Below are 25,844 nucleotides of genomic sequence, written 5' to 3' on the forward strand. Positions count from 1 at the left end.
GGCATGGTGTAAATCCTGACGCTCGCACGACGTCATCCTCTGGCCTGTCCCGAGGATCCAATCACGTATCGTAAAGTTCATCGGTTGCAGATGCTCGGGACAGGCCCGAGCATGACGAAGGAGGGGTCTCACACTTCTTTCAGCAGCCCTTTGGATCAGGAAACGACATGCCGGATGCAGCCCCTCCCGTCATCACCCCGCGCGGCGCAAAGATCGAGCCCTCGGCCGGCGCGCCTTTCGAGGCCGTGCGCGTGGCCCGCGATGTCCTGCACACTTCCCGCACGGCGGCGCTTGCAACCCTCGATCCCGTCAGCGGCTATCCCTATACGACCGCCACCAATATCGGCATCGAGCCGGACGGCACGCCCTTCTTCTTCGCGGCCGGGCTGACGCTGCATGCCCGCAACATGGAGACAGACGCGCGCATCTCGCTGACGCTCGCCCCCTTCGGCAAGGGTGACGCGCTGACGCTGCCGCGGCTGACGCTGGTGGGCACGGCGGAACAAATCGGTCCGGATGAAGTGCCGCTCGCCATCGCGCGCTACATTGCCCGCTACCCCAAAGCGAAACTTTATCTCTCCCTTCCCGACACGCGGCTTTACCGGCTGCGGACGGAAGGTGTGCAGATCAATGGCGGCCCGGCCCGCAATGCCAGCAACATCACCCCGGCCGATCTGCGCACCGATCTGTCAGGCGCAGACGAACTGATGGCGGCGGCGGAAAGCGAAGCCATCCGCCTCAACGCCATCAAGGGCGAAGCGGCCCGGCTCGCCGTTCTGGCCGGCGCAAAGACTGGCCGCTGGACGATAACCTCCATCGACCCGGATGGCATCGATCTCGCATCGGCGAGCGATCTGGCCAGGCTGTGGTTTGCGGAGCGGGTGACGACGTTGAAGCAATTTGGGAAGGCGCTTGCTTAGCTTTTGAAGTGACGTGCCCAAGCGATTCACAAACCTGGGACAATCCCCTCTCCTCCGTCATGCTCGGGCCTGTCCCGAGCATCTGCTGCCTATCAATTTGCGATAGGTGATTGGATCCTCGGGAGAAGCCCGAGGATGACGAAACGAACGTTTCGAATTTCCCATCAAAAAAGGCCGGGCCGCTTTCCGCGACCCGGCCTCTTCTTAAAAACTCAGACGGATGCTCAGAGAGCAGCGGTCACGATGAACTCAACCTTGTAATCCGGCGTTGCCAATGGTGCGCCGCTGGTGGCGCGGGCCGGCGGGTTTGCCGGGTCGATCCAGCCTTCCCAGACGGCGTTCATTTCGCCGAAGGTGGACATGTCGGAGAGATAGATGATCGTCTGCAGGATCTTCGACTTGTCCGAACCGGCAGCGGCCAGCAGGCGGTCGACTTCAGCGAGAGCGGACTTGCTCTGCTCCGTAACGCTCGTGCCTTCGCCAACCTGGCCGGCCAGATAAACGGTGTTGCCGTGAACGACGGCGCCGCTCATGCGCTTGCCCGGCTCGATACGCTTGATGGTCATGGAAAACTCCTGTTGATTGGCATTTAAAATAGAACGATGCGCGGAAAATCAGCCGCGCAGGTGATGGGTCTTTTCGTAAATCGCCGTCGAGCGCGCGCCGGAACGGCAATAGCCGAGCATCGGGCGCTGCAATTCGTCCAGTGCATCCACCATGCCGGTAACGGCATCGGCATCGACGCCATAACGGCCAACCGGCACATGCATGATGGTAAGGCCAAGCTGTTCGGCACGCTCGGCAATATCGGCGAAAAGCGGCTGGCCGTCTTCTTCGCCGTCAGGGCGGTGGCAGACGATCGACTTGAAGCCGAGCGCCTTGATCTCATCGAGATCGGCGACGCTGATCTGTCCCGTTACCGAATATTCGTCGTCTATGCGCCTGATATCCATGTCATGCCTCCGCTGAAACCGGCGTCCGCGCCGCTGGCTGTCACCCTTGAAATCCGCATCCGATGTAAGCGGTCAAACCCCGTGCGTCAATGATGGCGCACCGTCATTCGCTACAGTTCAGAGGATGGAAAAGCGCAGGCCGAAGGAACGGCTTTCGCCCGGCTGGAGAATATTGAACTCGCCGGCCGCCTCAAGCTCGCCGCGCCCCACCCAGCGATGCGATACCGGCTCGATGCCGAGCACATTGGCCGGCGCCTGCTGGTTGCGCCACATCTGCAGATAGGGCAGCGTTTCCGTGCGAAAACGCACGGTCAGCGTCTTCCCGCCGATGGCCGCAATCGGTCCGAGCGCGAGCGACGCCCACTCGTCATCACCGGCGGGAACGCAGAAAACGGTGCCCGGCTCTTCGCCGAAACGCCAGCTGTGGCCGCCGCCTTCCAACATCCCGCCTTCAAGCCGCACGGCATCGTCGAAGAGACGCGCGCCGATATTCATGTGATACATCAGGAACACCGGGATGGGCCGCTCGGACGTGTTGACGATCCGGTCATCGAGGCTGACTTCGCCGCTTTCTCCGTCGATACGCCATGTCCGTTCCAGAAGCGCAGTGCCGCCATCGGCAAGCTTCACGGGAACCTCGACGCGCGCCAATGCATTGGACTCGTGAACGTCGAACGCGATGATCGTCGCGGGATGGGAGGAAAAGGATCCATGCAGCGGATATCGACGCCCTTCGCCGTCGCCATGGATCGGCTCGGGATGGCGGATATGGTCGGGGCCGCAGGTGAACAGAAAGCCTTCCAGCGAGTGGTCGATGCGTGCATCGCCATCGTCGGGAATAGCGCGGCCGGGCGCGATGTCGATGCCATCGACGACGCAGGCGCCGATATCGAAAACGGAGGTTTCATCGAGGAAAATGCGTGGCGATCTGCCAGCCTGAAACGAACGCAAGATAACCTCCCTGTGACCCTAAAAACGCATGCTTCACGGAAACGCTACTAACCGTGACGGAAATTAAGATTGCATTAACCGCGAATTCACCTTTTTCACAATAGGGTCAAGATTGCGGTGTGTTTATCGGTGAACAAGCAAGGGATAGCAGAATCGTGAAACAGTTTCTTAACGCAGCTCTGGGTCTGACAGTCGCGCTGGCGGCAGCTATCGCCCCGCTACAGGCTGGCGCGCAGCAGCGTTATGGCGATCAGCAGACGATGCTGGTGACCCCGGACGGTCGCGTGCTCGACTTTATGCCGGAGCGCGGCGATATCGTCATCAGCCGCGATTCCATGGGACGCACGGTGTTTTACGACCAGTACGGCAATCTCCTCGCCACCGAAATGCCCTCCGGCTACCAGCAGCGGCAGCAGGCGCGCCAGCGCGACACCACCTATTATCCGCCTGCTCCCGGCGGCCAATATCGTGAGCCGCAACGCGACTACGGCTATCAGGACAATGGCAGCGTGCGCGATTACCGCGAATATCGCGGCGACGGTTCCGACGAGAATTTCTACACCGGCTCCGTTCCCGCACCCGGTGCGGTTGAAAGCGGCCCGCTCGGCCAGCCGATGCCGGGCGAAAGCACCACCGCCGCCGTTCCGCAGCCGGACCACCTGATCGAGCGTCATACACCGGTGACAACGCCGGTCAATCGCTCGCGCCAAGAAATCGTTGCGCTCCAGACATTCCTCGACCGTGAAGGCATCTCGCCCGGCGTTATCGACGGCAAGATGGGCGACAATGTCAACAAGGCGATTGCCGCCTGGCAGGACATGACCGGCGAAAAGCTCGACCCCAACAATTCCGATGACATTCTGGAGCGTCTGCGCGCTTCCGGCGGTATGCCGATCGTCGACTATACCATCACCGCCGCCGACGCCGCCGGTCCCTATGTCGCCTCCATCCCGGACGACTATGCCGAGAAGTCGCAGCTGCCTGCCCTCTCCTTCACCTCGACTTCGGAAGCGCTCGCCGAACGCTTCCACATGGATGAGAACTATCTGAAGGAACTCAACCCCGGCATCGATTTTTCCGTGCCCGGCACCATCATCAAGGTCGTCAATCCGGGCGAGACGAAAAAGGGACAGGTCGCCCGTATCGTCGCGCATAAGGGCATCAAACAGGTCTTCGCCTATGGTCAGGACGGCAATCTGATCGCCGCCTATCCCGCCACCATCGGTTCCACGGACACGCCCTCGCCGAGCGGCACGCACACGGTGGAGCGTATCGCGCTCAATCCCGGCTACACCTATAATCCGAAGATCAACTTCAAGCAGGGCCAGAACGACAAGATCCTGCAGATCCCACCGGGTCCGAACGGCCCGGTCGGTACGGTCTGGATTGCGCTGTCGAAGCCGACCTACGGCATTCACGGCACGCCGGAACCCTCGAAGATCGGCAAGACCAACAGCCACGGCTGTATCCGCCTGACCAACTGGGATGCGACCGAACTGGCGAAAATGGTCCGCCCCGGCGTGGTGGTCGAATTCGCGGAATAGGATCGACCGAAAGAAAAAAGAAAAAGCCCGGCGGTTTGGTCCGCCGGGCTTTTTTCATCTAAAGGCTTTTCAGTCGCGTTTTTCCGTGAGGAAATAAAGCAGGGCTGCCACCGGCAAGGCGAAGCCGATCCACGAGGCGGCTTGCCATTCGCCGACGGCATAGGCCCAGCCGCCAACGGCGGAACCGATTGCGCCGCCCATGAAGAACGTCGCCATATAGATACCGTTCAGGCGGCTGCGGAATTCCGCTCCGAGCGTGAAGATGGCACGCTGGCCAAGCACCAGATTGGTGGTGACGCCGAAATCCAGAACGATGGCTGCGACGACCAGAATGGCGAGCGCGAGATGCGAGCCTTCCGGTGCAAGATGCGTGACGGCGAAGGAGAGCGCCACCGCCACCAGGGCAAAAAAGGTGGCCGCACGCGTCCAGCCACGATCCGCCATCCGCCCGGCAATCGGCGCGGCCACGGTGCCGGCCGCACCGGCGAGCGCGAAGAGCGCGATCTCACCCTGGCTCAGATTGAAATGCGGTCCGCTCAGATAAAGCGGCGTCGTGGTCCAGAACAGGCTGAAAGCCGCAAACAGGAAGGCGTGATAGATCGCCCGCCGCCGCAGGATCGGCGTGTGCAGCGCCAGCCGGCCCATCGAAGCCATCAAGGCCCCATAGCTCAGCCGCGCATCAGGCATACGGACGGGCAGAAGCCGGAAAAGCACCACGGCAAGAAGCGCCATGACGGCCGCCGAGGTCAGAAACACACCCCGCCAGGAGACCACTTCCGACAAAAGGCTGGAAACCGGCCGCGCCAACATGATGCCGGCCATCAGCCCGCTCATGACATTGCCGACCACCCGGCCGCGAATGGCGTGCGGCGCCATATGGGCGGCATAGGGAACGATGACCTGCACCGCCACGGAACTGACGCCGACCAGAAAGGCCGCAATCAGAAACGGGGCCGCATGCGGCGCGAATGCCGCCGCCACAAGGGAAAGCACCGCCATAGCGACAGCGCTGACCACCAGCTTGCGGTTTTCAACGAGATCGCCAAGCGGCACGACAAACAGCAGACCGATACCGTAACCGATCTGGGTCAGGGTCACGATCAGCCCCGTCGCGCCGGCAGAAAGACCGAGTTCCGCCCCAATGATGCCGGCAAGCGGCTGGCCATAATAAAGATTGGCGGCAATCAGTCCGCAGGCTGTCGCCAAGAGAAACGTCAAGGCCGGGGAAATGGATGTTGCCTCGACATCATCCCCTTCAATTACACGCGTCGTCATCATTTTCTCCAATATGGAAACAATCGTTTCCTAAATAGTCACAAAATCACTCGACAAGCTTCATGGCGATATCCACCACGGCCACCATGTCTTTGAGGCTGCGCCCCGTCTTTCCCACCACGCGCATGCCGTACATCATGCACAGCATCGCCCGGGCGAGATCGTCGGGATCGGCCTTCGAACGCACGGAACCATCCTTCTGCCCTTCGGCAACGAGGCGGGCGACAATTCTCTCCCTCGCCTTCACCGCCCGCTCGACCACGATTGCAATATCGTCATCCAGCGCCGCCAGATCGGCAGCAGCACCAACCACCAGACATCCATCGGAACCGACACCGCCATGCGACCGTTCCGCATAGAACATCAGGCCTGCCCTAACGCGCTCATAACCGGTATCGAAACCGGCCACCGCCGCCTCGAAACGCTCGGTCTGCACGATCCTGTAGCGTTCCATCGTGGCGATGAAGATGGCTTTCTTGTCCTTGAAAGCCTTGTAAAGACTGCCCTGCGCCAGTTCCATCGCGTCGGTAAGATCACCGACGGAAGTGGCGTGATAACCGCGTCGCGAAAAAACGCGGATCGCCCCATCGAGCGCACGGTCGACGTCAAACTCGCGCGGCCTGCCGCGATGGCGCTGTTCCGGTGAATGGGTCTGGTTGATATTGCTCATGGCCGGAATATAGGAAACGATCATTTCCAAATCAAGCGAATAATTTTATCCTCTGTGCGAACTAGCGCGATGAAGCCGCGCGCCTGGCTATTTCCCGATACAACGCCTCGGGAGAAACGCCTATTTCAGCAGCGAGGCTCTTCCATTGCCCCTTGGGCGGAAGCAGACCTTCATTGACGGTGATCCAGGCATCGAGCCGCGCGCCAACCGAGCGCAGCGCCAATATTTCCGCCCGCGTCCTGACCTTTTTTAGCTCGCCGGAGATATGATTTATCCATTCGAGTGCGAATGCGGGTTCGCGTTCCAGCAATTGCCGCAGCGTGCCGATAGGCACGAACAAGGCACGTCCGGCCGTCATAGCGATGGCGTCGCAGTGATATTTCTCCGAAAACACCGAGGCTTCGGCAAGAACCGTCATCGGCCCCGCCCGTTGCAACACGGCACTATGTCCATCCTCCTGAAACCGCATCAGATGGACATAACCCTCGACCACCAGCGCCAGCACGTGAATGGAATCGCCTTGATGAAAAAGGTATTCGCCTTTTTCAAAGGATCTGGACACGGACGCCTTCGGGCGAAGCTGGTCAAAAATCGAACTCGACATGATTTCTATCATGTCCGGCAAACGGGTCGGCTGACAAGCTCAGGGGATCGCAACAATCCGAGTAGCCCCATGAAAACCACGGTTCTTGTCTTCCTCACCGCTCTTCTCCCCCTCTCAGCCGCCGGGGAAGAGCAGCATCTCCACCAATCGCCCTATGCGGGCCAGCAGAGCCGAACCATCAAGAGCCTGTCGGCTGAAGATATTGCCGAACTGGAACAGGGAGGCGGATGGGGCTTTGCGAAAGCCGCCGATCTCAACGGTATGCCGGGTCCCTCACATGTCAGCAAGATGGCGACCGAACTGGCGCTGACGACCGAGCAGGCCGCCGCCGTCCAACAGCTGTTTCAAACCATGCGGAAAGATGCTGCGACAGAAGGCAGGCAAATGATCGCCGGCGAAGCGGCACTGGATGCAGGCTTCCGTAATGGCTCAATCGATGCGGATCAACTGCGAGCGCAACTCGACCGTATTGAAGAAAGCCGCGCCAGACTGAGATACATCCACCTTGCCGCTCATCTCGAAACGGCAAAGCTGCTGACCAAGGAGCAGGTCGCACGTTACAACAGGCTGCGCGGCTATGCGCCTTAACGAGCGCGCGGACGGAGCCGGTCCCTGCCCTGGCGGCAGCTCCGGCTTTCAGGCAGCCTTGCGGGTGAAAAGGCGCGCAGGTTGCGTGCCGAGCCGCAAAAGACGTTTCGGCAGCAGGCCGACGACTTCGGTGGCGAAGGCTTTCGCGTTCTCCACCGCCTTGTCGATATTGCTGACCTTGTCCTTGTCGAGACAGAGAAGCGTACCGCCATAGTCGAAAATATCGCGATAGGCCGCTCTCTCTACAATCGGCGTATTGAGCACCGAGACGTTCTTTTCCGCCAGCAGCATTTTGACCAGCAGCAGCGAGCGCGTCGCCACCATGGCATTCACCCGCGTCAGCACGATCGAATGGGCGATGGCCTTGCCCATTTTGCGGTTCAGGAATTCGATGTGATCCAGAACCTCGGCAGCACCGCGCGCATCCATGGCAGAGCCCTGCACCGGGATCAGCACGTGATCGGAAATACCGAGCGCCATGGTCAGAAGCGGGCTTTTCGCGCCCGGCAGGTCGATGATGAAACAGTCGGTATTGGTTTTATTCTCGCGAATATGGCCTTCAAGCGAAGCCATCGTCACATGCGAAATCACCGAGAGATTTTCGATCTCGCCGGACAAGTCGTGCCAGCGGGAAATCCACAATTGCGGATCGGCATCCAGAACCGTCACACGGTGGCCGCTGCGGGCGAGTTCGGTTGCCAGAAGCAGCACAGCAGTGGTTTTTCCGGCACCGCCCTTGGTGTTGGCAAAAGTAATGACAGGCATGATATCCCCGATTGATCAGAGCCATTTCATGCTCATTCACGCACCGAGCCGATCATGGTGCTTTCCATAACCTTAACGAACATGATTAAGAAAAGACTAAGAACGGTTATGCCGCGCAACGAAAAGCCCGCGACCGGGTCGTCGCGGGCTTCATGGATTAGAGATCGTACGTGGCTCGCTCCCCGTGCAGGGCACGACGTTGCCACTCGTTTCTTCTCCCCGCCGGGGAGAAGGTGGCCCGAAGGGTCGGATGAGGGGGCAACGTCAGCGAGAGACCGAGAGCTTGCCCCCTCATCCCGCTGCCGCGACCTTCTCCCCGGCGGCGAGAAGAAACAAGCGGCACCCTCTCAACCTCTCACAAACCTGACGAATAAAGGTCGCTCCTTAAAAGCAGTCCTCGAACAACTTCTTCGTATTCTCCAGCGTCATCGGCACCGGATTACCGCCGCAGCTCGGATCCTTGATCGCCTCCGCCGCCAGTTCGTCGATGCGATCCGGCTTGATGCCCATGGCGGTCAGGTTTTCCGGCACGCCGAGTTCCCTGCGAAGCTCCAGCACATAATTATAGAAGCCGTCGAAACCGCCGGAGATACCGAGATAGGCGGCCGCGCGGGCAATCTTGTCTTCGATGGCGGGGCGATTGAAGCGCAGCACCGCCGGCATAACGACGGCATTGGTCATGCCGTGATGGGTGTTGTAGACCGCGCCGATCGGATGCGAGAGCGAGTGAATGGCGCCGAGACCCTTCTGGAAGGCAACCGCCCCCATCGCCGCCGCCGCCATCATATTGGTGCGCGCCTCGATATCCGTGCCATCCTTATAGGCGCGCGGCAGGAATTCCTTGACGAGACGTAAGCCCTCCAACGCCACGCCGGCGCTCATCGGGTGATAGAAGGGCGACGAATAGGCCTCGAGGCAATGGGCAAAGGCATCCATGCCCGTGCCCGCCGTGATGACCTTCGGCATGCCGACCGTCAGTTCCGGATCGCAGATGACGACGCCGGGCAAGAGCTTCGGATGGAAGATGATCTTCTTCACATGGGTCTGCGAATTGGTGATGACGCTGGCGCGGCCGACTTCCGAACCGGTGCCCGCCGTCGTCGGCACGGCGACGATGGGCGCGATCTTGGCGGCATCCGCCCGTGTCCACCAGTCGCCGATATCCTCGAAATCCCAGACCGGGCGCGTCTGCCCGGCCATGAAGGCGATGGTCTTGCCGAGATCAAGGCCAGAGCCGCCGCCGAAGGCCACGACACCGTCATGGCCGCCATCGCGATAGGCTTTCACACCGGCTTCCATGTTGATTTCGTTGGGGTTCGGATCGACCTCGGCGAAGATCGCCCGGCCGAGACCCGCCTCTTCCAGCACATCGAGCGCATGCGCGGTGATCGCCATATTGGCAAGGCCACGATCCGTCACGAGCAGCGGCTTCTTGATGCCGAGCGTCTTGCAGGCTTCCGCCAGTTCCTTGATCCGGCCACGGCCAAGCTTGACGGCGGTGGGATAGCTCCAGTTGGCGACGATATTCATTTCGTGACTTTCTTCAGATGGTAGGATTTCGGGCGGGTCAGGTTCTGGAACCCGAGAACGGAGAGCGAGCCGCCACGACCGGTTTCCTTCACGCCGGTCCAGCAAAGGGCGGGGTCGAGATAATCGGCACGGTTCATGAACACGGTTCCGGTCTCGATTTCGCGGCCGATCCTCGCAGCTCGTGTCGCATCCTGCGTCCAGAGCGAAGCGGTGAGGCCGTATTTGCTGTCATTCATCAGCGCGATGGCTTCATCGTCGTTCTTGACCTTCATGATGCCGACGGCCGGGCCGAAGGTTTCTTCGGTCATGAATTCCATCGAATGATCGACATTGACGAGGATCTGCGGTGCGACATAAGCACTCTCGCCGTCATCGGCCGGGAAAAGCTTCTGATCGACCAGCGCCTTGGCGCCCTTGGCAACCGCATCGGCGACCTGCGCGCGCACCACCTTTGCGAAGCGCTTGTTGGCCATCGGCCCGAGCGTCGTTTCCTGCTCCAGCGGATTGCCGAGCTTGTAGTTGGACACCCACGCCACGGACTTCTCGACAAAAGCGTCATAGAGGTTTTCATTGACGTAGATGCGCTCGATGCCGCAGCAGCATTGCCCGGAATTATAGGTCGCGCCATCCATCAGCGTATCGACGGCGGCGTCGAGATCGGCATCCTCCATCACGTAGCCAGGATCCTTGCCGCCGAGTTCAAGCCCGAGGCCGGTGAAGGTGCCAGCCGCGGCGCGCTCGATGGCGCGACCGCCTTCCACCGAACCGGTGAAATTGACGAAATTGAACAGGCCCTCGGAAATCAGTGCCGAGGTCGTGCCATGGTCGAGGAAAACATTGATGAAGACATCGTCAGGCACACCGGCCTCGACGAAAGCCCGCACCATGCGCTCGCCCACCAGCAGCGTCTGCGCCGCATGTTTGATGACCACCGTATTGCCGGCCATCAAAGCGGGCGCGACAGTGTTGATCGCCGTCATGTAGGGATAGTTCCACGGCGCGATGACGAAGACCACGCCATGCGCCTCGCGCTCGATGCGGCGTTCGAAATTGCCGCTTTCCTCGATGACGAGCGGCGCCAGCGCATCGGCGGCGATGGAGGCGACATAGTTGGAGCGCTCGTTGAAGCCTTTGAACTCGCCGCCGTAACGCACCGGACGGCCCATCATGTGCGCCAGTTCCGGCACCACCTCCGCCACCATTTCATTGAGGCGGGCGACGCCCTTCAGCACCAGCTGAACGCGGTCCTCAAGCGGACGCCGCGCCCAGTCCTTTTGCGCCTTGCGCGCTTTCGAAACGGCGGCGCGCGCCGCCTCCAGCGACATCGCCTCCCGCTCGGCATAAACCGAGCCGTCGATGGGCGAGATATTCTGGATCATGGTCATGATATTTTCCCGTAATGATTAGGCTCGTTCGAAACCGCGCGCCACTTCCCAGTCGGTCACGCGGCGGTCGTATTCTTCCTGCTCCCATCGTCCGGCATGGACATAGTGATCGATCACATCGTCGCCAAAGGCGTTGCGCAGCATTTTCGATCCATCCAGAAAGGCCGTGGCGTCACGCAGGGTCTTGGGTATCTCGCGCACGTCCTTGCCGCCATAGGCATCGCCGACAAAAGCGGGCTCAAGTTCGAGTTTATTTTCGATGCCGTCAATGCCCGCCGCAAGCAAAGCCGCCATGGCGAGATAGGGATTGAGGTCCGAGCCGCCGACGCGGCATTCGATGCGGATACCCTTGGTGCCTTCGCCGCAGAGACGATATCCGGCCGTGCGGTTGTCTAGGCTCCAGATCGCCTTGGTCGGCGCAAAGGTGCCAGCCATGAACCGCTTGTAGGAATTGATATAGGGCGCGAGGAAATAGGTGATCTCGCTGGCATGGGCGAGAAGCCCGGCAACATAATGCCGCATCAGTTCCGACATGCCGTGTTTGGCGTCCTTGTCGAGGAAAGCAGGCGTCTTGCCGTCGGCGCTCCACAGCGACTGGTGAATATGCGAGGAACTGCCGGCGGCGTTGTAATTCCACTTGGCGAGGAACGTCACCGCTTTGCCCTTGGACCAGGCGATCTCCTTGGTGGCGTTCTTGATGATGGCGTGCCGGTCGGCCATGGTCAGCGCATCGGCATAACGCACGTTGATTTCCGCCTGACCTGCGGATGCTTCGCCCTTGGAGTTTTCGACCGGAATGCCGGCGCCCTGCAGGCCCTTGCGCAGCGCCCGCATGACATCCTCTTCCTTGGTCGTCTGGAAGATATGGTAATCCTCATTGTAGCCACTGGCGAGGTTCAACCCCTTGTAGCCGTTGGCGCGCGCCGCATCGAAAGTCTGGTCGAACAGGAAAAATTCCAGTTCGGTCGCCATATAGGCCTTCAGCCCCATGGCCTCCAGCCGCGCCACCTGCTTTTTCAGGAGCGCCCGCGGCGAATGCGGCACTTCTTCATGGGTGTGATGATCGAGCACATCGCACAACACCAGCGCCGTGCCTTCCAGCCACGGCACACGCCGCAGCGTCGAAAGATCGGGCTTCAACACATAGTCGCCATAGCCCTTTTCCCAACTGGAGGATTTGTAGCCGGGAACGGTTTCCATCTCCATGTCGGTGGCAAGCACATAGTTGCAGCTATGGGTTTCCTCAAAGGCACTTTCAACGAAAAATTCCGCCTGAAACCGTTTGCCCATCAGACGCCCCTGCATGTCGACAAGGCAGGCCAGAACCGTGTCGATGCGCCCCTCGGCGACATCCATTTTAAGCGCGTCGAATGTGTAGCTCGTCATTTTGTCCGTTCCCTTTATTGTCGTGGCCGGGCGGCCGGGATGCGGCCGCCCGTTTGTTTGAACATCAGGCCTTTGCAGCCGCTGCGGCAACCGCAGCCTGCTTGTGCTCCAGCGCGAATTCCTCTTCCGGCGACAGGATGAGGCGGTGGCGTCCGACAAAGGCGAAGTAGGCAATCGCCACGGCAAACCAGACCGCCACCCAGAGCACGCCCTTGGTGAAGTTCGGATCCTGGATCTGGTAAAGCAATGTCACGATGGCGATGATGACCGTCAGCACCGCGCCCGGAATGCCGAAGGGCGAGCGGAACGGCCGCTCGATATGCGGCAGGTTCTTTCGGAGCAGGATGAAGGAAATCGCCTGCATGATGTAGGAGAACATCGCACCGAAGACGGCCATGTTCAAAAGCACGCTGCCGATGATGCTGCCGCCCTGTTCCGCACCCAGCGCGAACCAGATGACGAGCATGACCGCCAAGCCGACAATCGCGCCGGTGATGTTGGCAACGTATGGCGTGCGGTACTTGGAATGGGTGATCGACAGCACGGTCGGGAAGTAACCCGCACGCGACAGCGAATAGATCTGCCGGCCCTGCGCGTAGAGGATCGTATGGAAGCTGGCGATCAGGCCGGTAAGCGCGACGAGACCCAGCACCACCACGCCGCCATCGCCATAGATCGCCTTGAAACCATCCAGCAGCGGCTCAAGCGAGGAGCTGAGATGGAAGGCGCCGACGCCCGGCAGGGATGGGTTGAGCAATACGATCATGAAGGCCGAAACCATCAGCGTCACCATGCCGAGGATGATGCCCTTCGGCATGTCACGCTTGGGATCGACTGATTCTTCCGCCGCCAGCGGCAGTTGCTCGATGGCGAGGAACAGCCAGACCGCGAAAGGCAGCGTGGCGAGAACGCCCGAGAACCCGAAGGGGAAGAAGGAACCGCCGCCCTCCGGCAGCTCCACCGCCTTGCCGTCAGGGCCGACACCGATATTGAGCGCGAAACGCGAAAAATCGATGTTGGGAATGGCGCTGATCCAGAAGAACACCAGAACGGCAAGCGAAATCAGCGTGATAACCAGCGTCACCTTGAAGGAAAGCTCAAGCCCGAAGACATTGAGCGCAAGGAATATCGCATAAAACGCTATCCACACGAAGGGTGAATAGGCGGGATCGAGTCCGAGAATGGAGTTCACATAGGCCGTGATGAAGGTGACGACGACCGCCGGCGTCAGCACATATTCCACATTCTCGCAAAGCCCGGTGATGAAGCCGCCCCATGGCCCCATGGCCGTGCGGGCAAAGGAATAGGCCGCACCGGTATGCGGCAAGGCCGGGCTCATTTCCGCAATCGAAAATGTCAGCCCGAGATACATGATGGCGATGATGATGCCCGCCACCAGCATGCCGCCCCAGCCGCCGGTGGAAAAGCCGAAATTCCATCCGGAAAAATGCCCGGAAATGACCGCGCCGACGCCGAGCGACCAGAGCGACCACACGCCCGCATAACGGGATAGTCCGCGTTTTTCGAAATAGGATGCATCAGCCTTCTTGTAGCTGACGCCTGACGATGAACTGTCCATGCCCTTCTCTCCTGAATAAGAAAAAAACAAGCCAGTCAGCCGTTATTGGCCGATTGTGCCCCAGTTTTCAGCACCTGCGGAAGGTTTCCGCGTTGTGCCGCACGCACTTGCTGTTCCCTTGCCGCCTCATGCCTTTCCGGCTTTCCTTGAATGTCGGCAGTCTCATCTGGCAGCCGACCCCGGTGTTTTCACCATCGGCCGGCCATAGCTCCCTCACTCATCGATCGATGAGAGCGCCTTCCCCATAAGCTCGTAAAGAAAACCGGCGATTGCCGCCTGCTCTCCTTCATTGGTGATGAGATCGTTGCGGATCTCGATCATGACATTCAAAAGCCCGTCCGGCAGCGCATGCAGCCGCAGCGTATGCGTCACGCCGTCTTCCGGGCCATAGGGATCGTTGCGATTGACCGTGAGCGAGGCACCTTCGGCGCCCGCCAGCATCGCATCCGCGAGGCGGCTGTCGGTATCGTGCAGGATGCCGATCTCAACCTTTCGGAACCGGCCGTGATAAACCGGCGTGAAACTGTGGATGGTCACCACCACCACGTTACGGCCATCCGCCTGCCGCGCGGCGATGATCTCGCTCACCCGGTCATGAAACGGCACATAAAGTGCTGAGGTGCGGGCGAACCGCTCCGCTTCGCTGAGATCGAAATTGCCGGGAATATCGTAAATCTCGCTTTTCACCGGCATGGCGGAAGGCGATTCGGGCGGCCGGTTGCAATCATAGACGAGACGCGAAAACCGCTGATAGACGAGCGTGGCGTCAAGCTTTTCCGAAAGCAGCCGGGCAACGGCCAGAGCGCCCGGATCCCAGGCCGCATGGCTCGAAAGCACCTCCGGCGAAAGACCCAATGTGCCGAATTTCTGCGGAATGGTGGCGGAGGCATGTTCGCAGACGAGAAGGACATCGCCCTTCGCCGCAGCATTCTCGATGCCGACGGCCTGCCCTTCCGCTTCTGTGAAAAACCGTGACCGCACCGTCATGCACGAACCCCGCCCGGAAACCCCGTCGCTCCGTCAACGCCGAAAAGAATTCTTCACATTATTGCGAGTGTCAAATGGAATTTTGAAATTTTCTCTTCATTTTCCCATTGACTCGATAGCTGGCACAGATGTTTATTTTAGCCATGCACCGGCAGAAGACCGGAAGGGGAAAAATTTGCGCAGCACGACGGCGACCGTGTCGGATGTCATCCATGCCCATTACGACGCACTGACCCGTTCGGAAAAACGGCTGGCGGAGAGCCTGCTCGGCAACTACCCCGTCTCCGGCCTCGGCAGCATCACGACCATTGCGGAAAATGCCGGCGTTTCGACGCCGACGGTGGCGCGCATGGTGCAGAAGCTCGGCTACAAGGGCTATCCGGAATTTCAGGCGCATCTGCACCAGGAACTGGAAGCGACGATCTCCGGCCCCATCGCCAAACATGACCGCTGGGCAACCAACGCGCCCGGCCTGCACATTCTCAATCGCTTCGCCGACGCCATCACCGGCAATCTGCGCGATACGCTGAGCGATCTCGACACCGCCGTCTTCGACAATGCCGCGGCACTCCTTTCCGACCGCAAGCGCAGCATCTATTTCGTCGGCGGACGCATCACCGGCGCGATTGCCGAATATTTCTTCACACATATGCAGGTGATCCGGCCGAAGACGACGCTGATGTCGTCGAATTCCAGCGCCTGGCCGCAATATATGCTGAACATGAGCGCCGGCGACATACTGGTTATCTTCGATATCCGCCGTTACGAGCACGACATGACGACGCTGGCCGAAGTGGCCAAGGCAAACGGCGTGCAGATCATTCTCTTCACCGATCAATGGACATCGCCGGTGGCGCGCCACGCGCTGCACACTTTCCGCGTCAGGATCGAAGCTCCCTCGGCATGGGATTCCTCGGTCGTCACGCTGTTCGTGGTCGAAGCGCTGATCGAAGCGGTGCAGAACGGCACCTGGGATGAAACCAGGGAACGCATGAATGCACTGGAAGGCCTGTTCGAACAGACGCGGCTGTTCCGCAGGCCGGACAGAACATGAAACTATATAGCCGGGCAACTTGCTTGACGCGGATGCCGCACGCTGATTGGATACCTGTCATCGCTACCAGCACGATAAAACAGGATAAGAAACCAAGCTGGGGAACGTATCTGGCCACCACGGATCATGAGGGGAATCTCCCGCAATTGCAGGCAAAAAGCCGGGTGATGGCGGAAAACGGGCGTAAAGTGACGGAATCCGGATAAATAAATTGCAATCCAGCCGTCACATTAGCTTCATCGAGAATCCGTATCAGCGTCCGCAATATGAGAACACGAAGAGGAGAAAAAAGTGATCTCTCACTGCCGCCGACTGCTCGCTACGACCACTGCACTGGTCATCGCCTCCACCGCAATTGCCGCCGCTGAACCGAGCGCCGAGCTGATCGCCGCCGCCAAGAAGGAAGGCATGCTGACCACCGTCGCGCTGCCGCACGACTGGTGCGGTTACGGCGACGTGATTGCCGCCTTCAAGGCGAAATATCCGGAAATCACCGTCAACGAACTGAACCCCGACGCCGGCTCCGCCGACGAAGTCGAAGCGGTAAAGGCCAACAAGGACAATAAGGGTCCGCAGGCGCCTGACGTCGTCGACGTCGGCCTCGCTTTCGGCCCGCAGATGAAGGCCGAAGGCCTGCTGCAGCCCTACAAGGTCTCCACCTGGGACGAAATTCCCGACAACGTCAAGGATCCGGAAGGTTACTGGTACGGCGACTATTACGGCGTGATGTCCTTCTTCGTGAACAAGGACCTCGTCAACAACGCACCGAAGGACTGGGCCGACCTGCTGAAGCCGGAATATTCCGGTCAGGTGGCGCTCGCGGGCGATCCGCGCGCTTCCAACCAGGCCATCCTCGGCGTTCTCGCCGCCGGTCTTGCCACTGGCGCGAAGTCCGGCAAGGAAGCCGGTGAAGCTGGCCTGAAATATTTCGCCGATCTCAACAAGGCTGGCAACTTCCTGCCGGTTATCGGCAAGGCCGGCACGCTGGCGCAGGGCGCGACCCCGATCATCGTCGCCTGGGACTATAACGCCCTTTCCTGGAAGAAGACGCTGAACGACAACCCGCCGACGGAAGTCATCGTTCCTGAGAAGGGCGTTCTGGCCGGCGTTTACGTTCAGGGCATTTCCGCTTACGCTCCGCATCCGAACGCTGCCAAGCTGTGGATGGAACACCTCTACTCCGACGACGGTCAGCTCGGCTGGCTGAAGGGCTATTGCCACCCGATCCGCTTCAACGCCATGGTCAAGGCCGGCAAGGTTCCGCAGGAACTGATCGACAGCCTGCCGCCGGCAGCAGCCTATGAAAAGGCGATCTTCCCGACGCTCGAGGAAGTCGACGCCAACAAGGCTGCCGTCACCGGTGGCTGGGACAGCGTCGTCGGCGCGAATGTGAAGTAAACTGTTGAAAATGCACCCCGGCCGATCAAAAAGCCGGGGTGCTTCTTTTATGATGTAGACCTTTATATACAGACCGTTTGAAAACGGCGTTTGGGGACAAGGATGCCATCAACCAACACCGGCGGACCATCCGACGCGGGCAGGAAACTGCCGCTGCACTGGATTGGCGTCGTACCTTTTGCTGTTTTTGTTTTACTGTTTCTGATTATGCCGACGATGAAGATCGTCATCGGCGCATTCCAGCATGCCGATGGCAGCTTCACGCTGGAAAATATCGCCGGGCTTTTCACCTCTTCCATTCTCGCGGCCTACTGGATTTCGATCAAGATCAGCCTCGCTTCGGCGGCGCTGGGCTGCCTGATCGGCTTTGCCGTCGCCGCCGCCGTGGTACTGGGCGGATTGCCGCAGCGCATTCGTGGACCGCTTCTGACCTTTTCCGGCGTCGCCTCGCAATTCGCCGGCGTGCCGCTCGCCTTCGCCTTCATCGCCACGCTTGGCCCGGTCGGCCTTCTCACCGTCTTCCTGAAGACGCAGATCGGCATCGATCTGAGGCTGCTCGGTTTCAACATCCTGTCCTTCTGGGGCCTGACCGTCACCTATCTGTTCTTCCAGATACCGCTGATGATCCTCATCATCACGCCGGCGCTGGACGGGCTGAAACGCGAATGGCGCGAGGCGGCGGAAATTCTCGGCGCAACCGGCCTGCAATATTGGCGCATGGTGGCCTTCCCCATCCTGCTGCCGTCGCTGCTCGGCACCATGTCGCTGCTCTTCGCCAACGCCTTCGGCGCGGTGGCGACCGCAATTGCGCTCACCGGCTCCTCGCTCAACATCGTGCCGATCCTGCTTTTCGCGCAGATTCGCGGCGACGTTCTCGGTAACCCGCATCTCGGTTACGCCCTTGCCTTCGGCATGATCGTCGTCACCGGCCTTGCCAATGCACTTTACATCTGGCTGCGCGCCCGCAGCGAAAGGTGGCTGAAATGAAGCGTTTCTTCGCTTGGGGCGCGCTGATCTTCGGCCTGCTCTATTTCGCGCTGCCGCTGATCGGCATGACCAACTTCTCGCTGAAAATGCGGCGCGGCGAATATTCCTTCGACGCTTATGCCAGGGTGCTCAGCGATCCGCGCTTTCAGGAAACCTTCAGCTATTCGGTGGTTATGGCGCTGTTCACCATCGTTTTCGGGGTTCTGCTGGTGGTGCCCACCGCCTATTGGGTGCGCCTGAAACTGCCGGGCCTGCGCCCCTATATCGAATTCATCACGCTTTTGCCGCTGGTCATCCCGGCCATCGTCATCGTCTTCGGTTATATCCGGCTTTACAACACCTCGAGCTGGCTGCCGCTGACCGGCACGAGCTTCGGTACCAACCTGCTTTTGATGTTCGGTTATGCCACGCTGGCCTTGCCCTACATGTACCGCGCCGTCGATACCGGTCTCAGAACCATCGACGTGGCGACGCTGACGGAAGCCGCCCAGAGTCTCGGCGCAGGCTGGACGACCATCCTGTCGCGCATCATCCTCCCCAACGTTCTGGTCGCCGTGCTGTCAGGTGCGTTTTTGACCTTCGCCATCGTTATCGGTGAATTCACCATGGCGGCCCTTTTGAACCGCCCGGCCTTCGGCCCCTACATGCAGCTGCTCGGCGCCAACCGCGCCTATGAACCGGCCGCACTTGCCGTGATTTCCTTCGGCATCACCTGGGGTTGCCTGGGTCTGATCCAACTCGTTTCACGCTACCAGAAGGGCGCGCCTCCCAAGGCCTGAGGACAATATTTCATGAGCTTTTTGACACTTAGCAACATCAAGAAATCCTTCGGCTCCGTGCAGGTCGTGCATGATTTCAACATGGCCATCGAAAAGGGCGAGTTCGTCTCCTTCCTCGGGCCATCGGGCTGCGGCAAGACCACCGTGCTGCGCATGATCGCCGGCTTCGAGACCCCGAGCGGCGGATCGATCGTCATCAATGGCAAGGACCAGACGGCGCTGCGGCCCAACCAGCGCAATATCGGCATGGTGTTTCAGGCCTATGCGCTGTTCCCCAACATGAATGTCTATGAAAACGTCGCCTTCGGGCTCAAAGTCGCCGGCAAGCCGAAAGCCGAGATCGACGCCCGCGTGAAGGAAATGCTCCAGCTTATCCATCTGGAGCATCTGGCGGACCGTTACCCCTACCAGATGTCGGGCGGCCAGCAGCAGCGCGTGGCGCTTGCCCGCGCGCTCGCGCCGAAGCCGGAAGTACTTTTGCTGGACGAACCGCTCTCCGCGCTTGATGCCAAGATTCGCGTGTCGCTACGCGAAGAAATCCGCCAGATTCAGCAGAAACTCGGCATCACCACCATTTTCGTGACCCACGATCAGGAAGAGGCCCTGTCGATCTCTGACCGCATCGTCGTCATGAATGGCGGTCGCGCCGACCAGATCGGCTCCCCCTTCGATATCTACAACAAGCCCGCGACCCGCTTCGTCGCCTCTTTCGTCGGCACCCTGAACCTGATCGACGCCACCGTGGTCGATTCCTCATCCAACACCATCCGTGTCGGAGAGCAGCAGATCACCCTGCACAAGCCGGTCAATGCGGCAAACGGCGAAAAAATCACCCTTGCCCTGCGCCCGGAAGCAGGTGCGCTCGGGGCCGATGCGAAAGGCGATGTCGCCATTTCCGGCCTCGTCACCTCCAGCCAGTTCCTCGGCTCCGTTATCCGCACCCGTCTCGATCTCGGCGGCTCGACCCTGTCTTTCGACATGTTCAACGATCCCGGCACAGCACCGCCCGCCGTCGGTGAGCAGGTGACGTTGAAATTCGCAGCCGGCGACCTGATGGTCATCAAGGACTGAAGCGCTTTTCCAGACGCAAAACCGCTTCGCCCATTTGCGGGACATGGTAGAGCAGGTATGACTTCGAACCTGCATACCAACCATGTGAGGCCATGATGCGCGCGCTTTTCTACGAACTGTTCGGCGAAACCCCGGTTGTTGCGTCCCTGCCCGACCCGGAACCGACCGATGGCGGCGTGGTCATCGAGGTAAAGGCGACCGGCCTCTGCCGCAGCGACTGGCACGGCTGGATGGGGCATGACCCGGATATCCGCCTGCCGCATGTTCCCGGCCACGAATTCGCAGGCGTGATCGCCGCTGTCGGCAAAAACGTCACCCGCTTCAAGACCGGCGACCGCGTCACCGTGCCCTTCGTCTCCGGCTGCGGCCATTGCCATGAGTGCCGTTCCGGCAACCAGCAGGTCTGCGAAGCGCAGTTCCAGCCCGGCTTCACCCATTGGGGTTCCTTCGCCGAATATGTCGCCATCGACTATGCCGATCAGAACCTCGTGCATCTGCCTGAGACGATGAGTTACGCCACCGCCGCCGGCCTCGGCTGCCGTTTCGCCACCTCCTTCCGGGCCGTGACCGATCAGGGACGCCTGAAGGGCGGCGAATGGCTGGCGGTGCATGGCTGCGGCGGCGTCGGCCTCTCCGCCATCATGATCGGCGCTGGCCTCGGCGCGCAGGTCGTCGCCATCGACATTGCCGAAGACAAGCTCGAACTTGCGCGGCAGCTCGGAGCAAACGCCACCATCAACAGCCGCGCGGTTGCCGATGTTGCCGAGGCGGTTCGCGAGGTGACGGGCGGCGGTGCACATGTCTCTGTCGATGCGCTCGGTCACCCGCAGACCTGCTGCAACTCCATCAGCAACCTTCGCCGGCGCGGCCGCCATGTGCAGGTTGGGCTGATGCTGGCCGATCACGCCATGCCCGCCATTCCCATGGCCCGTGTGATCGCACATGAACTGGAGATTTACGGCAGCCACGGCATGCAGGCCTGGCGTTACCAGGACATGCTGGCGATGATCGAAAGCGGCAGGCTCGCGCCGGAAAAGCTGATCGGCCGCCACATCACGCTTTCCGAGGCCGCAACCGCCCTGCCCGCCATGGACAGCTTCAGGGAAAGCGGCATCAGCATCATCGACCGGTTCGAGTAATGCAGGCTCCCGAGACCGTCTGAGGTTTAGGGATTTCGCACCGCTCAGGCGCTCCTGCGTCCGAATGTCCGGACCGCAGTGGTTCCTCGGGCAGACGCATGGGCCGGCGATGCTGCCGGGATACGCGCCGCGTGATCCGTCTGGCTATCGCTCCATTGACGGTTTACCAGCTGTTTCTTGCGGACCTCCAGCGGGTCGGGGGTGTCCTCCTCCTCCTGCCGCTTACTTCCCGCAACTGCGGATATCGTCGCCAGTCGCGAAATCCATCGCACTAGCTGCATGCCCTTGTGAACAAGCACAAAGATACCAGCAATTGTGACCGCTATGATAATCACGAGGTTCCAGGGCGCGTCGCTGCCCCTCGCCGCCCGCTCCATGCGGTCTTTTGTCGTCGGATCAAAACCAAGCGTCGCCTTCAGCCTGGCGATATCCGCATCGCTGAGCCTGCTGTACCGCTCGCCACGATACAGCACATAACCGCTCCGATCCCCGCTGTTGAGATAACCAATGTCGAATGCTTCCCCGTCGCGAAGAAAAGGCTCGTTATCCGGCAGATCGTAAACGAGATCGATTGTCTCGCCGCCGCCGAATCCGGGGATGGCAAAAAACCGGGACTTCCGCGCCTCAGCTTCGCTCACGAATATCGCGGAAAATAGAAACCCGACCGAAAAAAGCGCAATATGCTTCATTCACTCTCTCCAACAACAACGAGAATGACGACAACTGGCATTACTGAATTAATTTGAAGTTTATACTTAGGATAACATCTTAAATTTAAGATATATATTGCATATATCTAATATTTATCGATTTATTACAAGAATTAACTGCGCTAATTTATAATAAAATGAACTTCGAACGATGCGGCATGACGTATCTCCGCCGACGCTGCAAACCATTGGCGCGAACAGCGCCTCACGTTAAGCCGCAATCACACGCAATTGCTTTGAGCATAGCGCCGCGATGATGCGACAGAGCGCAACGTCGGCGAACATGACGGAACAGATACAAGGAACGCGACATGCTGTTTCTCGATAGCGTAACCATGAAGGAAACCCCGGATGGAGAGAAAGGATATCCCTTCTCCGTTCCGGCGCTGCGCCATCTGGAACGCCTCGAATTCAAGACGCCAATCACCTTTTTTGCCGGCAATAACGGCTCTGGCAAATCGACGCTGCTGGAAGGGCTGGCAGCGGGAATGACGGCCTATGCCATCGGCAATCACGGCCAGGTTGCCGGCGATCTTTACCTTCAGCATGCCGAGACCGTAGCGAAGTCCTTCTATTTCGCCCGCAAGAAATATCCGAAAATCCGCATGTTCATGCGCGCGGAAGACGTGCTTGGTTATATCCGCCGGCAGAACGAGGATGCGCTGGACGATTTTCGCTGGGAGCGGGAAAAGGCACTCAAGAAGGGTGAAGACTTTCCGGAAGAAACCCCGGATACGTTTCGCAGGATCGTCAGGAACAATGTCATCGACCGGCGTTCGCATGGCGAAGGATTTCTCGATATTATGCAACAGCGGCTGCATGGCGCCGGCCTCTATTTTCTCGACGAACCGGAAAGCCCGCTTTCGCCGCAAAAGCAGCTCGAACTGGCAGCCCTTATCCGTGACGCCGCCGATAGCGGCGGGCAATTGATCATCGCCACCCATTCGCCGGTGCTTTTGGCCATTCCCGAGGCGACCATTTATCATTTCGACGCGGACGGCATTACCGAGCGCCTTTATGACGAGCTGGAAAACATCAGTTTCCTGCGCCGCTTTCTTGATCGTCCCTCGAAATACCTGAGCGATTGAGCGTCGATAAGGCTTGAAATCGCGCCGCGCTTGCCGCATGCCCATAAGTAATACGTAATTTAGAAAAGAAGCAGCCTCATGTCTCCCACCACCACACCGGCGGCAGCCCGGCCCCTCAACGGTCAGGATTACAGAACTCTTGGCCTTTCGGCCCTCGGCGGCGCGCTGGAATTTTACGATTTCATCATTTTCGTATTTTTCGCCACCGTCATAGGCCATCTGTTCTTCCCGCCGGAAATGCCGGACTGGCTGGTGATGATCCAGACCTTCGGCATCTTTGCCGCGGGTTATCTGGTGCGGCCGCTGGGCGGCATCGTGCTGGCGCATTATGGCGACCGTTATGGCCGCAAGCGGGTTTTCGCCTTCTCCATCCTGCTGATGGCGCTCTCCACGCTGGGAATGGCGCTGATGCCAACCTATGCCACCATCGGCGTGGCCGCCCCCATCCTGCTCATCATCCTGCGCATGCTGCAGGGCGCGGCCATCGGTGGTGAAGTGCCGGGCGCATGGACCTTCGTTGCCGAACATGTGCCCTTCCGCCGCGTTGGCCTCGCCTGCGGCTTCCTCACATCGGGCCTTTCCTTCGGCATCATGCTGGGATCGCTGATCGCCTTCGCCATCAACTCGCTTTTCACACCGGAGGACGTGGCCGGTTACGCCTGGCGCATTCCCTTCCTGCTCGGCGGCATTTTCGGCCTCATCGCCGTTTATCTGCGCCGCTGGCTGGAAGAAACGCCGATCTTCATGGAGATGAAGAAGTCGAAATCGCTGACGGACAAGCTGCCGCTCGGGCTGGTGCTAAAGCACCATATGCGTGGCGTGATCATTTCCGCCCTGCTGACCTGGGTTCTCTCGGCCGCCATCGTCGTCACGACGCTGATGACGGCCACCTTCCTGCAGAAGCTTTACGGTTATACCCCGACACAGGCGCTGGCCGGCACCAGCTTCGGCACGCTGTTCTTGATCTTCGGCGTCATCATCGCCGGCGCGCTGATCGACCGCATCGGCTCCGGCATCTTCTTCATGGGGGCCAGCATCTTCTTCGGCATCGCCACCTTCACCTTCTACAGCTATGCCGGTACATCGCTTCAAACCATGTTTTTGCTCTACGGCGTCATGGGCCTGTCGGTCGGCATGGCGGGTGCGGTGCCCTATGTCATGGTCCGCGCCTTCCCGGCCTCGGTGCGCTTCTCCGGCCTCTCCTTCGCCTATAACGTCTCCTATGCCGTCTTCGGCGGGCTGACGCCGATTGGCGTGACCACGGCGCTCGCCGTCAACCCCATGGCCCATGCCTGGTATCTTGTCTTCATCGCCGTCCTCGCCTTCGCGATCGGCCTCTATCTCTATCTGCGTGGCAGCGAGGTCGAGAGCCATGTCGGTATCGAGGAGCTGGCGGCGTTGAGGTCATAAAAACAATGAATATGAATACCGCCCTCGGCCTCGCGCCGAGGGACAACGAGCTACAACAATCAACTATGCATGCCGGAGTCTGAGCGCAACGATAACCAGTCCAGCCAATTACTCCAGCAAGCTGTGCTTTAAAAAAAATAAATGCGAAGACCTATCTGCGATCGTGTAAATCATATAAAGATTATCTTATGATTTATTTTAAAGAATTAAATATTATCTAGAGCATAAATTGAATCATCAACGAACAGCGATTTTCCTTACTATTTTGATCGCATTGGGCTTTAATCAATTTAGAACGTTATTTTATTCACTTTATTTTTTAGAGAAAGGCGAAATAAATTATTTCATAATATCTACATCTATTACAGCAGCGCCTTTTATACCGTTTTTTACCGTCCTATTTCTAATTTTTTTCCCGTGGAGAATGCATAGGTATCTGGCTGTCGCTTTGGCGATGCTCGCCGGAAGCGCAGGTATGCTGCTCAGTCTTTTCGCTGCGTCGCTTTCGGGCGGAGGCACCTACATGGTTTTGTTTCACGGTTTCACGCTAAGCCTTGCAGTCCCGGCATCAATTTTGTTTACGGCGCGCAGTTCGACGCAACCATCCTCTAAATGCGGCTGGCTGTTCTTGATCATTGCTGCGGCCGCAGGGCTTTGGTCCTTGGTCGCCGGGGTTGCCGCTGCCGCGCAGGCGCAATATCTCGCCGGTCAGCAAGCCTTCTGTATTGCAGCGCATACCGAGAATGACGATGCGCCGCTAAGATCATTTGCCGAACTGAGGGGCCTCGCTTTTTACACAACTTTGTCGGGATATAGAGATTACCACAACTGGTATTTCCACGGGCTTCTAATCGTAACTCAAAGGGGTGGTGTGAAAGTATATAATTGGTCTCCGCGTCGACTGCGCTTCGACCTTGTTGCGAATCCAGAGCGATTGCTGGAGTCACCCAAATCGGCTTGCGTTCCTCAGAGTAATTTCTGGCGCTCCTTGTCTATCCTCTAAGGTCATAAGCAGACAAAAATGCAAAAAACGCGGGAATGACCCGCGCTTTTTAGTTGCGACATATTGTT

The 25,844-nt window shown here is 59.4% G+C and carries 25 protein-coding genes; 12 read left to right on the forward strand and 13 right to left on the reverse strand.

Going from position 1 to position 25,844, the window contains the following annotated elements:
• Positions 1-167: 167 nt before the first annotated feature.
• Entirely contained in the window at positions 168-920 is a 753-nt protein-coding gene (locus tag I3J13_RS13760; RefSeq protein WP_196379158.1) for a HugZ family pyridoxamine 5'-phosphate oxidase, read from the forward strand.
• A gap of 224 nt (positions 921-1,144) precedes the next feature.
• Here I3J13_RS13760 and I3J13_RS13765 read toward each other — a convergent pair whose 3' ends face one another.
• The 3 genes from I3J13_RS13765 to I3J13_RS13775 all read right to left on the reverse strand — a co-directional run bounded on the left by I3J13_RS13765 (position 1,145) and on the right by I3J13_RS13775 (position 2,824).
• A complete protein-coding gene (locus I3J13_RS13765) occupies positions 1,145-1,486 on the reverse strand; it encodes a RidA family protein (RefSeq protein WP_003494829.1) in 342 nt (113 codons plus the stop codon).
• Positions 1,487-1,534: 48 nt separating this feature from the next.
• Positions 1,535-1,873 carry a protein tyrosine phosphatase family protein gene (locus I3J13_RS13770; RefSeq protein ID WP_003494827.1) on the reverse strand — a complete coding sequence of 113 codons (339 nt, stop codon included), beginning with the start codon at positions 1,871-1,873 and terminating at the stop codon, positions 1,535-1,537.
• A gap of 117 nt (positions 1,874-1,990) precedes the next feature.
• Complete coding sequence (locus I3J13_RS13775; protein WP_020813637.1) at positions 1,991-2,824, reverse strand: aldose 1-epimerase family protein; 834 nt, start codon at positions 2,822-2,824, stop codon at positions 1,991-1,993.
• Positions 2,825-2,979: 155 nt separating this feature from the next.
• On the opposite strand from I3J13_RS13775, the gene I3J13_RS13780 reads away from it, so the two are divergent.
• Positions 2,980-4,368, forward strand: coding sequence for a L,D-transpeptidase family protein (locus I3J13_RS13780; protein WP_020813638.1), 1,389 nt, complete (start codon positions 2,980-2,982; stop codon positions 4,366-4,368).
• 69 nt (positions 4,369-4,437) lie between these two features.
• Here I3J13_RS13780 and I3J13_RS13785 read toward each other — a convergent pair whose 3' ends face one another.
• From I3J13_RS13785 to I3J13_RS13795, 3 genes are read right to left on the reverse strand one after another with little or no spacing between them, the layout of a single operon-like run.
• Positions 4,438-5,643, reverse strand: coding sequence for an MFS transporter (locus tag I3J13_RS13785; protein ID WP_196379159.1), 1,206 nt, complete (start codon positions 5,641-5,643; stop codon positions 4,438-4,440).
• A gap of 46 nt (positions 5,644-5,689) precedes the next feature.
• On the reverse strand, positions 5,690-6,337 hold the full coding sequence (locus tag I3J13_RS13790; RefSeq protein ID WP_196379160.1) for a TetR/AcrR family transcriptional regulator: 648 nt from the start codon (positions 6,335-6,337) through the stop codon (positions 5,690-5,692).
• Between the two features lie 37 nt (positions 6,338-6,374).
• Complete coding sequence (locus I3J13_RS13795) at positions 6,375-6,929, reverse strand: Crp/Fnr family transcriptional regulator (RefSeq protein ID WP_196379161.1); 555 nt, start codon at positions 6,927-6,929, stop codon at positions 6,375-6,377.
• A 57-nt stretch (positions 6,930-6,986) separates the two neighbouring features.
• Here I3J13_RS13795 and I3J13_RS13800 point away from each other — a divergent pair, with 57 nt between their 5' ends.
• Positions 6,987-7,505, forward strand: coding sequence for a Spy/CpxP family protein refolding chaperone (locus I3J13_RS13800; RefSeq protein ID WP_196379162.1), 519 nt, complete (start codon positions 6,987-6,989; stop codon positions 7,503-7,505).
• 48 nt (positions 7,506-7,553) lie between these two features.
• On the opposite strand, the gene I3J13_RS13805 is transcribed toward I3J13_RS13800, so the two are convergent.
• From I3J13_RS13805 to I3J13_RS13830, 6 genes are all read right to left on the reverse strand, one after another.
• Complete coding sequence (locus tag I3J13_RS13805) at positions 7,554-8,270, reverse strand: ParA family protein (protein WP_174057087.1); 717 nt, start codon at positions 8,268-8,270, stop codon at positions 7,554-7,556.
• A gap of 384 nt (positions 8,271-8,654) precedes the next feature.
• Complete coding sequence (locus tag I3J13_RS13810; RefSeq protein ID WP_196379163.1) at positions 8,655-9,800, reverse strand: iron-containing alcohol dehydrogenase; 1,146 nt, start codon at positions 9,798-9,800, stop codon at positions 8,655-8,657.
• Complete coding sequence (locus I3J13_RS13815; protein ID WP_196379164.1) at positions 9,797-11,185, reverse strand: aldehyde dehydrogenase family protein; 1,389 nt, start codon at positions 11,183-11,185, stop codon at positions 9,797-9,799. Before I3J13_RS13815 ends, I3J13_RS13810 begins: the two co-directional genes overlap by 4 nt.
• An 18-nt stretch (positions 11,186-11,203) precedes the next feature.
• Positions 11,204-12,571 (reverse strand): glutamine synthetase family protein, encoded by a 1,368-nt coding sequence (locus I3J13_RS13820; protein ID WP_003494807.1) that lies wholly within the window; start codon positions 12,569-12,571, stop codon positions 11,204-11,206.
• Between the two features lie 64 nt (positions 12,572-12,635).
• Complete coding sequence (locus I3J13_RS13825) at positions 12,636-14,150, reverse strand: amino acid permease (protein WP_003522809.1); 1,515 nt, start codon at positions 14,148-14,150, stop codon at positions 12,636-12,638.
• Between the two features lie 213 nt (positions 14,151-14,363).
• Complete coding sequence (locus I3J13_RS13830; protein WP_196379165.1) at positions 14,364-15,137, reverse strand: N-formylglutamate amidohydrolase; 774 nt, start codon at positions 15,135-15,137, stop codon at positions 14,364-14,366.
• 175 nt (positions 15,138-15,312) lie between these two features.
• Between I3J13_RS13830 and I3J13_RS13835 the strand changes: the two genes are divergently transcribed.
• The 6 genes from I3J13_RS13835 (at position 15,313) to I3J13_RS13860 (ending at position 21,565) form a co-directional block, all read left to right on the forward strand.
• Positions 15,313-16,191 (forward strand): MurR/RpiR family transcriptional regulator, encoded by an 879-nt coding sequence (locus tag I3J13_RS13835; protein WP_003522811.1) that lies wholly within the window; start codon positions 15,313-15,315, stop codon positions 16,189-16,191.
• A 291-nt stretch (positions 16,192-16,482) separates the two neighbouring features.
• Complete coding sequence (locus I3J13_RS13840) at positions 16,483-17,589, forward strand: ABC transporter substrate-binding protein (protein ID WP_142779501.1); 1,107 nt, start codon at positions 16,483-16,485, stop codon at positions 17,587-17,589.
• A 102-nt stretch (positions 17,590-17,691) separates the two neighbouring features.
• Positions 17,692-18,576: an ABC transporter permease gene (locus I3J13_RS13845; protein ID WP_059756575.1), complete on the forward strand. Its 885-nt coding sequence runs from the start codon at positions 17,692-17,694 to the stop codon at positions 18,574-18,576.
• Complete coding sequence (locus tag I3J13_RS13850; RefSeq protein WP_142779502.1) at positions 18,573-19,355, forward strand: ABC transporter permease; 783 nt, start codon at positions 18,573-18,575, stop codon at positions 19,353-19,355. Before I3J13_RS13845 ends, I3J13_RS13850 begins: the two co-directional genes overlap by 4 nt.
• Before the next feature lie 12 nt (positions 19,356-19,367).
• Positions 19,368-20,426 carry an ABC transporter ATP-binding protein gene (locus I3J13_RS13855; RefSeq protein ID WP_003494792.1) on the forward strand — a complete coding sequence of 353 codons (1,059 nt, stop codon included), beginning with the start codon at positions 19,368-19,370 and terminating at the stop codon, positions 20,424-20,426.
• 95 nt (positions 20,427-20,521) lie between these two features.
• A complete protein-coding gene (locus I3J13_RS13860) occupies positions 20,522-21,565 on the forward strand; it encodes a zinc-dependent alcohol dehydrogenase family protein (RefSeq protein ID WP_196379247.1) in 1,044 nt (347 codons plus the stop codon).
• A gap of 44 nt (positions 21,566-21,609) precedes the next feature.
• On the opposite strand, the gene I3J13_RS13865 is transcribed toward I3J13_RS13860, so the two are convergent.
• Positions 21,610-22,254: a hypothetical protein gene (locus I3J13_RS13865; protein ID WP_196379166.1), complete on the reverse strand. Its 645-nt coding sequence runs from the start codon at positions 22,252-22,254 to the stop codon at positions 21,610-21,612.
• Positions 22,255-22,586: 332 nt separating this feature from the next.
• Between I3J13_RS13865 and I3J13_RS13870 the strand changes: the two genes are divergently transcribed.
• From I3J13_RS13870 to I3J13_RS13880, 3 genes are all read left to right on the forward strand, one after another.
• Positions 22,587-23,363, forward strand: a complete 777-nt coding sequence (locus I3J13_RS13870; RefSeq protein WP_196379167.1) for an AAA family ATPase — start codon at positions 22,587-22,589, stop codon at positions 23,361-23,363.
• A 78-nt stretch (positions 23,364-23,441) separates the two neighbouring features.
• The gene (locus tag I3J13_RS13875; protein ID WP_196379168.1) at positions 23,442-24,773 is read left to right on the forward strand and encodes an MFS transporter; all 1,332 of its coding nucleotides are present in this window, start codon (positions 23,442-23,444) and stop codon (positions 24,771-24,773) included.
• 229 nt (positions 24,774-25,002) lie between these two features.
• Positions 25,003-25,776 carry a hypothetical protein gene (locus I3J13_RS13880; protein ID WP_196379169.1) on the forward strand — a complete coding sequence of 258 codons (774 nt, stop codon included), beginning with the start codon at positions 25,003-25,005 and terminating at the stop codon, positions 25,774-25,776.
• The last annotated feature ends 68 nt before the right edge of the window (positions 25,777-25,844 follow it).

The sequence above is a fragment of the Agrobacterium leguminum genome (assembly GCF_015704895.1).
In the GTDB taxonomy this organism is placed as follows: Bacteria; Pseudomonadota; Alphaproteobacteria; order Rhizobiales; family Rhizobiaceae; genus Agrobacterium; species Agrobacterium leguminum.